General features: G+C 67.4%; 12 protein-coding genes. 4 read left to right on the forward strand and 8 right to left on the reverse strand.

What is annotated here, in order from left to right:
• The first annotated feature begins 259 nt into the window (after window positions 1-259).
• The 4 genes from AC1D2K_RS24155 to AC1D2K_RS24170 all read left to right on the forward strand — a co-directional run bounded on the left by AC1D2K_RS24155 (window position 260) and on the right by AC1D2K_RS24170 (window position 1732).
• Complete coding sequence (locus tag AC1D2K_RS24155; protein ID WP_478091568.1) at window positions 260-424, forward strand: DUF1328 domain-containing protein; 165 nt, start codon at window positions 260-262, stop codon at window positions 422-424.
• A 51-nt stretch (window positions 425-475) separates the two neighbouring features.
• Window positions 476-850, forward strand: a complete 375-nt coding sequence (locus tag AC1D2K_RS24160; RefSeq protein WP_478091569.1) for a hypothetical protein — start codon at window positions 476-478, stop codon at window positions 848-850.
• Window positions 851-921: 71 nt separating this feature from the next.
• Window positions 922-1302, forward strand: coding sequence for a hypothetical protein (locus tag AC1D2K_RS24165; protein ID WP_478091571.1), 381 nt, complete (start codon window positions 922-924; stop codon window positions 1300-1302).
• Entirely contained in the window at window positions 1292-1732 is a 441-nt protein-coding gene (locus AC1D2K_RS24170) for a hypothetical protein (RefSeq protein ID WP_478091573.1), read from the forward strand. The genes AC1D2K_RS24165 and AC1D2K_RS24170 overlap by 11 nt, the downstream gene beginning before the upstream one ends.
• Window positions 1733-1848: 116 nt before the next feature.
• Here AC1D2K_RS24170 and AC1D2K_RS24175 read toward each other — a convergent pair whose 3' ends face one another.
• The 8 genes from AC1D2K_RS24175 to AC1D2K_RS24210 all read right to left on the reverse strand — a co-directional run bounded on the left by AC1D2K_RS24175 (window position 1849) and on the right by AC1D2K_RS24210 (window position 8211).
• The gene (locus AC1D2K_RS24175) at window positions 1849-2271 is read right to left on the reverse strand and encodes a BON domain-containing protein (protein WP_478091574.1); all 423 of its coding nucleotides are present in this window, start codon (window positions 2269-2271) and stop codon (window positions 1849-1851) included.
• A gap of 150 nt (window positions 2272-2421) precedes the next feature.
• Window positions 2422-3246, reverse strand: coding sequence for a DUF429 domain-containing protein (locus tag AC1D2K_RS24180; protein ID WP_478091585.1), 825 nt, complete (start codon window positions 3244-3246; stop codon window positions 2422-2424).
• 23 nt (window positions 3247-3269) lie between these two features.
• A complete protein-coding gene (locus AC1D2K_RS24185; RefSeq protein ID WP_478091576.1) occupies window positions 3270-3692 on the reverse strand; it encodes a BLUF domain-containing protein in 423 nt (140 codons plus the stop codon).
• 10 nt (window positions 3693-3702) lie between these two features.
• Window positions 3703-4434, reverse strand: coding sequence for a GTP cyclohydrolase I (gene folE, locus AC1D2K_RS24190; RefSeq protein ID WP_442285478.1), 732 nt, complete (start codon window positions 4432-4434; stop codon window positions 3703-3705).
• 69 nt (window positions 4435-4503) lie between these two features.
• A complete protein-coding gene (locus tag AC1D2K_RS24195) occupies window positions 4504-5262 on the reverse strand; it encodes an endonuclease/exonuclease/phosphatase family protein (RefSeq protein ID WP_478091578.1) in 759 nt (252 codons plus the stop codon).
• Window positions 5259-5729, reverse strand: coding sequence for a dihydroneopterin triphosphate diphosphatase (gene nudB / locus AC1D2K_RS24200; protein WP_478091580.1), 471 nt, complete (start codon window positions 5727-5729; stop codon window positions 5259-5261). The genes AC1D2K_RS24195 and nudB overlap by 4 nt, the downstream gene beginning before the upstream one ends.
• 18 nt (window positions 5730-5747) lie before the next feature.
• Window positions 5748-7553 carry an aspartate--tRNA ligase gene (gene aspS, locus AC1D2K_RS24205; protein WP_478091582.1) on the reverse strand — a complete coding sequence of 602 codons (1806 nt, stop codon included), beginning with the start codon at window positions 7551-7553 and terminating at the stop codon, window positions 5748-5750.
• Between the two features lie 37 nt (window positions 7554-7590).
• On the reverse strand, window positions 7591-8211 hold the full coding sequence (locus tag AC1D2K_RS24210) for a DUF502 domain-containing protein (protein WP_478091583.1): 621 nt from the start codon (window positions 8209-8211) through the stop codon (window positions 7591-7593).
• Window positions 8212-8329: the final 118 nt, after the last annotated feature.

The following is an 8329-nucleotide window of genomic DNA, read 5'->3' on the forward strand; positions in this document are numbered from 1 at the left end:
CCGCCAAGGGCAAGCTCACCGTGTCGTCGACGCCCGGCAAGGGCACGCACCTGAGCGCGATCCTGCCCGCCAAGCGGGCCTGAGTCCGGCGGCCTCGCCCCGGGCCGCCACCGCCCCTTTCGGTTCTCTCCTACGCCCCCAGGCCGCTGCTGCTGACAGGGTCTTCGCGGCCGGCCTCTTAACGTGGACCCCAAGCCGCTCCCGTCGCGAACGCGCCGGGGTCTTCACGTCAAACGGGGCCACCCTCGAAGGAGTCAGCATGTTGCACTACGCCGTCGTGTTCCTGGTCATCGCCTTGATCGCCGCGCTGTTCGGATTCGGTGGCATCGCCGCCAGTGCAGTGGGAATCGCGAAGATTCTCTTCGTCATCTTCATCGTTCTCGCGATCGCCAGCTTCATCGCGGGCTTGATGCGACGCCGCTAGCGTCGTTACGATGGGCGGGTAACGCAATCATTTTCCGGAAGGACCCATTTCATGAACTCGACCACCAAGACGCCTTCGCAAATCGCCGATGAGGCGCGTCAGACGGCCAGCGATGCCATCGACACCACGCGGGCCTACGCACAGAATGCCGTGAATGCCGCCGGGGAGAAGGTTCGCGACCTGCGTCGCGATGCCGAGCCGGCCGTGGAGCAACTGGCGGCGCGCGTCCAGCAGGCGGTCCAGCGTGGGCTGGATGCCGCATCGACCACCAGCGCCCGGGCTCAGCGCCGCTTCGAAGCCGCCGCCGACGTCACGGGGAAGTACATCGCCGACCAGCCGGTACGCTCGGTGCTCGTGGCCGCCGCCGCCGGTGCCGCCATCACCGCGCTGATCGTCCTGGCGAGCCGCCGCCGCAACGACTACTGATCCGCCGCAGGCGTATTTTCAAGCGGAGCGCGGCTTCGGCCGCGTCCCTCCGCTTGAGCCTGCGCAGCACCATGCTCCATCCCATCGTCTCGACGGCGCTCGGCCACCCGGAGCTGATCGCCGAACACCTCGCCAACTACGGCGCACTGGTACGGCAGGAATCCCAGGAGGCCAGCCGCAGTCTGGTCGCCCGAATGGCGGCGAGCGTCCTGGCGGCGGTCAGCGCCATGCTGGCATTGGGGCTGATCGGCGTCGCCGTGATGCTCGGCGTGCTGCATGGCAGCTTCCACTGGGTGCTGGCCGCGGTGCCGGGGGTCGCGGTCCTCGTTGCCGTGGTATCGGCGCTGATCGCGGCACGCCCCTCACCCTTCCACGCGTTCGCGGACCTTCAGGCCCAACTCGACGCCGATGTGCAGGCGCTTCGCCAGGCCGGAGAGCGCCATGGCCGTTGACTCTCGACCCCTCACGCCGCAACAGCGGCTCGCGATGTCCCGCAGGGCGCTGGTCGCCCAGTTCCGGAGAAGCCTTCCCGAGGACGAGGGACTCTACGCCATGGCGCTTCCACCGGCCAGCCCAGGGGCGTTCAAAGACCTCGCCTGGGCGCCCGTGGCACGCCATGTGGTGCGCCGCTGGTGGCGCCGGCATCCCGCGAACGCGGCCGGCCAGATCGCACGCCCGCTCCTCGAGCGCTATGCGCGCGAGCAGCCGGCCAGGCTGATGGGTGCAGCGGCGGCGGCCGGCGCGCTGGTCGTGCTGGTCAAGCCCTGGCGCCTGCTCTCGACCGCCGCGGTGATTGCCGCGGTCCTGAAGACCTCCGATGTGGCCGACCTGGTCACCACGCTGATGCAGAGAGACACCACCCCGCGAAAGGACCTCCCATGAGGTCCGCCAGATGATCGCGCTGGTTCGCTGAGCGGCCCGCCGCACGACAAAAAGCCCGGGAGACCGGGCTTTTTGCATGGGCGCATCGATGGCTATGGCTCGACGATGATGCGGACCTACATCGCCTTCACTTCGAGCTTGTTGTCGACGCCGTTGACGCCCCTGACGGACTTGGCGATCTCCTCGGCTCGCGCCTTCGCGTTGGCGTCCGGAGCCGGACCGCTGAGGGTCACCTGGCCGCCCTTGGTGTCGACGTCGATCTTGATGGCGCTCAGGTCCGGATCCTTGGCCAGGCCAGTCGACACCGCGGCCGTGATCGAAGCGTCGTCCACCGCCCCGGCCACCGACGTCACCGCGGATTCCGTCCTGGCCTTGGCGCCAGCGCCAGCCTGCTCGGTCCTGGCGATCGCCGAATCCACCTTCTGGCCGACGGTCTCGTCGCCCGCCTTGTCGCAGGCGCCCAGGGCCAGCGCGCTTGCGGCCAGCATCAGCGCCACCCAGCGGCGAACGTTCGGATTGACTTGTTTCGGATGGGTCATGGGAACCTCCTGTCTGTCTCGAGAGAAAGGGCCACCGTGAGTTGGATCACCGGTGGCTCACCGAACCGCCAATTCCAATCTAGCGAGACCGAGCGGGGGGCGCGGCGGGCAGCGTCTTGTCCTGCCGTAGGACGCCGGGAGGCCGGGAGGTCAGGCCGTCACGATCCAGCCTTCGATCGGATCGACCGCCGCGGGCAGACCGTAGCCCGGGCCCGGACGACTGCCGCTTCGCGCGGCCCCCCAGGCCGCCTGCACCAGGCAGAGCGCCGCGTCGAGGCGATCGCCCTTGGCATCGTCCAGCAACAGCCGCCGTGACCGTCCGTCGAGCGCGAGTTGCAGCCCGAGTCGCGCCGAGCCCGCTTCCAGCGCATCCAGCAAGTCCCCGCGCGCCTGCCGGCGCTCGTTGCTCTGGCCAGCGGCCGCGTCGCTCTTGTAGCTTCGCCGGCCGATCAGCTCGCGTGCCAGCAGCCCCGGATAGGCTTCCAGTGCTACGCGCGAACTGCCTTCGGCCGGCACGCGCAGGCCCGGCAACGCAGCGCCGGCGGCCACCAGCCGAGGCACGCCGGCATGCAGCATGAACGCGACCGGCGGATTGACCCATTTCATCGAAGGACTGGATCCGGCGGGACCGTCGGTCTTCCGGTGGGCGAATTTCCCGCCCTGGGGCCGACCCGCACAGAAGGCCGCGAAGGCACGGCGGATCTCCTCGCGGCCGAGGCCGGCATAGTGGGCGATCAGCGGCTCCCATTGCAGCGGCCATCCCAGGTGCTCGACCAGCTCGCGCGGCAGGCCGAACGGAAGGTCGAAGGCGCCCACCCACGCCGGCTGGTCGCCGAGCCAGCGCCCCCAGTCGTCGAGTGACGTGAAGTACTCGAACCCGGCAAGTTCCACGCGCGCGTCCCGCGCCGTCCCGAGCGCGACCACGATCGGCTTGCGCGGCTTCGGCGCGCTGGAAAAATCGCAGCCGAGCAGCAGCGGCAGGGTCGGCAGGGGGGTCTTCAGTGGCGTCCGACGATGGCCGCGGTCGCCATCAGTTCTTCCAGCAGCGCGAGCGAGACCACGCCCGACACCGAATAGGGATCGAGCTCGGCGCGCTCCGAATACTTGAGCAGCGTCGAGGCGTTGAGCTTCGACAGGTTGACCTGCCCCATCGTCCAGCCACCGAACCGGCGTTCGGAGATCTCCTCGTAGTACAGCAGCACCACGTCCTTGTGGCGCGGGTCCCGCTGGATGTGGCCATAGAGCTCGCTGATCGCCGTCCGGCCGCCTTCGATACCCTGCAGGAACACGCCCGCCCCATAGCAGAGGATGCCGGTGATGCCGCAGGCGGTGTTGTGCTGACGCGATTGCGCGAGGATGGCCTCGACGGCCTCCGGACTGGTGTCCACGGCGCGACTGGCGTAGAGAAGGCGTACGAGCATGGTGTGCGGCTCAGCGCTTGCGCGGAAGAAGGGAAAGGAATTCTCGGCGCAGGTTGGGGTCCTTCAGGAAGACGCCGCGCATGACCGAGTTGATCATCTTGCTGTCCATCTCCTTGACGCCGCGCCACTGCATGCAGAAGTGCTCGGCCTCGACCACCAGCGCCAAGCCGTCGGGCTGGGTCTTTTCCTGGATCAGGTCGGCCAGTTGCACCACCGCCTCCTCCTGGATCTGCGGCCGGCCCATCACCCATTCGGCCAGCCGCGCGTATTTCGAGAGCCCGATCACGTTGGTCTTCTCGTTCGGCATGACGCCGATCCAGAGCTTGCCGATGATCGGGCAGAAGTGGTGCGAGCAGGCGCTGCGCACCGTGATCGGGCCGACGATCATGAGCTCGTTGAGATGCTCCGCATTGGGAAATTCGGTCAGCGGGGGGGGCGGCACGTAGCGGCCCTTGAACACCTCGTTGACGTACATCTTCGCCACGCGGCGGGCCGTGTTGTCGGTGTTGTGGTCGTTCTCGATGTCGATCACCAGGCTCTCGAGCACGTGCTTCATCTTGCCCTCGACCTCGTCGAGCAGGCCCTCGAGTTCACCGGGCCGGATGAATTCCGCGATGTTGTCGTTGGCGTTGAAGCGGCGGCGGGCGGCGACGAGGCGCTCGCGAATCTTCACGGACACAGGCGTGCCCTCGTCTTCATCCCCTGCAGCGGGGCGCGGTACGGCGTCGATGGTCCTTAGCATCCGCGCATCGTATCAGCGAATGGAATTCCCGCGATGGCCCTACTGCGCCCTACCCGCCTGCGCGCCCAGCTATTGTTTTGATAGCGAAAAATCGGTCACGAGCGGCAGGTGGTCGGACATGCGGGCCCAGATCGATCCGCGCGGCACCGAGGAGGCGACCGGTTCGAGCTGCCGGGCGTAGATGAAATCGAGTTGGGCGACCGGCAGCCGCGAGGGGTAGGTCAGCGTGCGCGGCCCGCGCAGGTCGCTCGAGTCGCGCATGCCCATCGCATTCATCGCGTAGCGCATCCGCGCGCCCCAGTCGTTGAAATCGCCGGCCACCACCAGCGCCTCGGTGGACGGAATCTCGCGTTCGATGAAATCGCGCAACTGTGCGATCTGGCGGATCCGGCTGCCCTTGATCAGGCCCAGATGCACCACGATGGTGTGCACGGTGCTGCCGTCGACGTCGATCGCCACGTGCAGCAGGCCGCGCTGCTCGAAGCGGTGGTCCGAGATGTCCTGGTGGGTCTTGCGCAGCACCGGCCAGCGCGTCAGCAGCGCGTTGCCGTGCTCGCCGTGCTTGGTGATGGCATTGGTCTCGTAGACCGCCGTGTAGCCCTCAGGCGCCAGGAAATCCGCTTGCGGCAGCTCGGGCCACCGATTGAAGCGCGCGGCCGCCTGGCGGTTCATCTTGCGAACCTCCTGCAGGCAGATGATGTCGGCATCGAGCTGTTCGATCGCATGGCCGAGGTTGTGGATCTCCAGGCGCCTGGCAGGGCCGATGCCCTGCACACCCTTGTGGATGTTGTAGGTGGCTACACGGAAGCTGGTCGCCGAAGGATTCATTGCACAAATTGTGGCAGCAGCAAGATGGCCGCGGCGTTGGTCGGAGAAAAAGTGGCCTCCGCCGCTTCTTGGTAGGGGAGCCACCGCCAGGCCGTGTGCTCGCAAGGATCGAGCCGCGGTGTCAGCCGCTCGGGCACGCAGAGGCCGAACACATGCTCGGTGTTGCGGGTCACGCCGGGCGCGTAGCGGGCACGCCAGCGGGGCCAGATCTCGTAGACGTTGCGTCGCTGCCAGTCGACCAGCCGGGGCGCGAGCGCGCTGCCCGGACCACAGAGGATGCCGGTCTCCTCCTCGACCTCGCGCGCCGCGGTGCGCGCCAGCGGCTCGTCCTCGAAGTCCTTGCTGCCGGTGACCGACTGCCAGAGGTCATCGGCGCCGGCACGGCGGATCAACAGCACATCGAGCGCCGGCGTGTGGACCACGACCAGCACTGACTCGGGAATCTTCCAGGGCCGCCGCTCGCTCATGCTGGCGACCCTTCGTCCTCAGGCTGCCTGCGGCGTGTTGCGCAGCTTGATGTGCAGYTCGCGCAGCTGCTTCTCGTCCACCGGGCTCGGCGCCTGCGTCAGCAGGTCCTGCGCGCGCTGCGTCTTCGGGAAGGCGATCACGTCGCGGATCGACTCGGCGCCGGTCAGGAGCATCACCAGGCGGTCGAGGCCGATCGCAATGCCGCCGTGCGGGGGTGCGCCGTACTGCAGCGCGTCCAGCAGGAAGCCGAACTTGTTCTGCGCATCCTCGGCGTTGATCTTGAGCGCGCGGAACACCTTGCTCTGCACTTCCTCGCGGTGGATACGGACCGAGCCGCCGCCCATCTCGATGCCGTTGAGCACCATGTCGTAGGCCTTGGCGATGCACTTCTCGGGGGCCGTATCCATGAGGTCTTCATGACCGTCCTTGGGGGCCGTGAACGGGTGGTGCACGGCCGACCAGCGCTGGCCTTCCTCGTCGAACTCGAACATCGGGAAGTCGACCACCCACAGCGGCGCCCAGCGGTCGTCGAACAGGCCGTTCTTCTTGCCGAAGGCGCTGTGGCCGATCTTCACGCGCAGCGCGCCGATGGCGTCGTTGACGACCTTTTCCTTGTCGGCGCCGAAGAACAGGATGTCGCCGTTGCGGGCGCCCGTGCGCGCGATGATCTCGGCCAGCGAGGCGTCGTTGAGGTTCTTGACGATCGGGCTCTGCAGGCCTTCGCGGCCCAGCGCTGCATCGTTGACCTTGATATAGGCCAGGCCCTTGGCGCCGTAGATCTTGACGAATTCCTGGTAGCCGTCGATCTCGCCGCGCGAGAGACCGCCCTCGCCGCCGCCGCCCGGCACACGCAGCGCGACCACGCGGCCGCCCGGCGTGCTGGCGGCCTGGGCGAAGACCTTGAATTCGACATTGCGCATCACGTCGGTCAGTTCGGTGAATTCGAGCTTGACGCGCAGGTCGGGCTTGTCGGAGCCGTACTTGAACATCGCGTCGCCGTAGCTCATCACCGGGAACGGCGGCAGCTCGACCTCGGCCGCGGCGCGGAACACCTTGCGGATCATGCCCTCGAACATTTCGCGAATCTCTTCCTCGGCCATGAACGAGGTCTCGATGTCGATCTGCGTGAACTCGGGCTGGCGGTCGGCGCGCAGGTCCTCGTCGCGGAAGCACTTGACGATCTGGTAGTAGCGGTCGTAGCCGGCCACCATCAGCAGCTGCTTGAAGAGCTGCGGCGACTGCGGCAGCGCGAAGAAGCTGCCGTCGTGCACGCGGCTCGGCACCAGGTAGTCGCGCGCGCCTTCGGGCGTCGACTTGCCGAGCATCGGCGTCTCGATGTCGATGAAGCCGTTGGCGTCGAGGAACTTGCGCACCTCCATCGTGACCTTGTAGCGCAGCATCATGTTGCGCTGCATCGCCGGACGGCGCAGGTCGAGCACTCGGTGCGTCAGGCGGGTGGTTTCCGAGAGGTTGTCGTCGTCGAGCAGGAACGGCGGCGTGACCGAGGGATTGAGCACCTTCATCTCGTGGCACAGCACTTCGATCTTGCCGCTCTTGAGGCTGTCGTTGACCGTGCCCTCGGGGCGCGCGCGCACCAGGCCGGTGACCTGGACGCAGAACTCGTTGCGCAGCCCTTCGGCGGCGGCGAAGGTGGAAGCGCGATCCGGATCGCACACCACCTGGACGTAGCCTTCGCGGTCGCGCAGGTCGATGAAGATCACGCCGCCGTGGTCACGCCGGCGATTGACCCAGCCGCAGAGGGTGACGGTCTGTCCGAGGAGGGCTTCGGTCACGAGACCGCAATAGTTTGAACGCATGGCCATAGATGGATTCCGGCGCCGCGAAGGCGCGTCTTTGTCTTTACTTGATCGCGATCGTTGCGGGGCCGCCAGGAACGACCACCCCCATCGACACGATGTACTTGAGCGCGTCGTCCACGCTCATCCGGAGTTCGATGCAGTCGCTGCGCTTGAGCATCACGAAATAGCCGCCGGTCGGGTTGGGCGTGGTCGGCACATAGACACCGAGGTAGTCGCCGCCGCCAAGGTGGCCGACCACCTCATGGCCGGGCGTGCCGGTCACGAAGGCGATGGTCCAGGAACCCGCACGCGGCCACTCGATCAGCACCGCGGTACGAAAGGCATTGCCGTTCTCGGAGAACAGCGTGTCGGAGACCTGCTTGACACTGGAGTAGATCGAGCGCACCACCGGTATGCGGCGCACCACCGCATCGCCCCAGCCCAGCAGCCGCTTGCCGACGAAGTTGCTCGCGATCGCGCCGACCGACAGCAGGATGGTCAGCGTCAGCAGCACGCCGAGGCCGCGCACCTTGTGCTCGTTGAGGTACTTCTGCCACGTTTCCGGCAGCAGCCACAGCGTCTGGTCGAGCGTGCCGATGATCCAGTTCAGCACGCCGAGCGTGATGGCCAGCGGCACGATCACCAGCAAGCCGGAAAGGAGCCATTTCCGCAGCGCGAGCATGGCTTGGCCTCAGTCGCTGCCCGATGAGGGTGCTGGAGCCGGTGCTGGAGCCGGTGCCGGCGCCGGCGACGCAGCGCTCGCGGGCGCGTCGGCGGGCTTGGCTGCCGCGCCTTCCACC

This window comes from Variovorax sp. P1_H12_2, from assembly GCF_056405335.1.

What these genes read in the sequence shown, in the direction of transcription:
- AC1D2K_RS24155 (WP_478091568.1), top strand. Translation starts at nt 260, where the DNA reads ATGTTGCACTACGCCGTCGTGTTCCTGGTCATCGCCTTGATCGCCGCG.
- AC1D2K_RS24160 (WP_478091569.1), top strand. Translation starts at nt 476, where the DNA reads ATGAACTCGACCACCAAGACGCCTTCGCAAATCGCCGATGAGGCGCGT.
- AC1D2K_RS24165 (WP_478091571.1), top strand. Translation starts at nt 922, where the DNA reads ATGCTCCATCCCATCGTCTCGACGGCGCTCGGCCACCCGGAGCTGATC.
- AC1D2K_RS24170 (WP_478091573.1), top strand. Translation starts at nt 1,292, where the DNA reads ATGGCCGTTGACTCTCGACCCCTCACGCCGCAACAGCGGCTCGCGATG.
- AC1D2K_RS24175 (WP_478091574.1), bottom strand. Translation starts at nt 2,271, where the DNA reads ATGACCCATCCGAAACAAGTCAATCCGAACGTTCGCCGCTGGGTGGCG.
- AC1D2K_RS24185 (WP_478091576.1), bottom strand. Translation starts at nt 3,692, where the DNA reads ATGCTCGTACGCCTTCTCTACGCCAGTCGCGCCGTGGACACCAGTCCG.
- folE (WP_442285478.1), bottom strand. Translation starts at nt 4,434, where the DNA reads ATGCTAAGGACCATCGACGCCGTACCGCGCCCCGCTGCAGGGGATGAA.
- AC1D2K_RS24195 (WP_478091578.1), bottom strand. Translation starts at nt 5,262, where the DNA reads ATGAATCCTTCGGCGACCAGCTTCCGTGTAGCCACCTACAACATCCAC.
- nudB (WP_478091580.1), bottom strand. Translation starts at nt 5,729, where the DNA reads ATGAGCGAGCGGCGGCCCTGGAAGATTCCCGAGTCAGTGCTGGTCGTG.
- AC1D2K_RS24210 (WP_478091583.1), bottom strand. Translation starts at nt 8,211, where the DNA reads ATGCTCGCGCTGCGGAAATGGCTCCTTTCCGGCTTGCTGGTGATCGTG.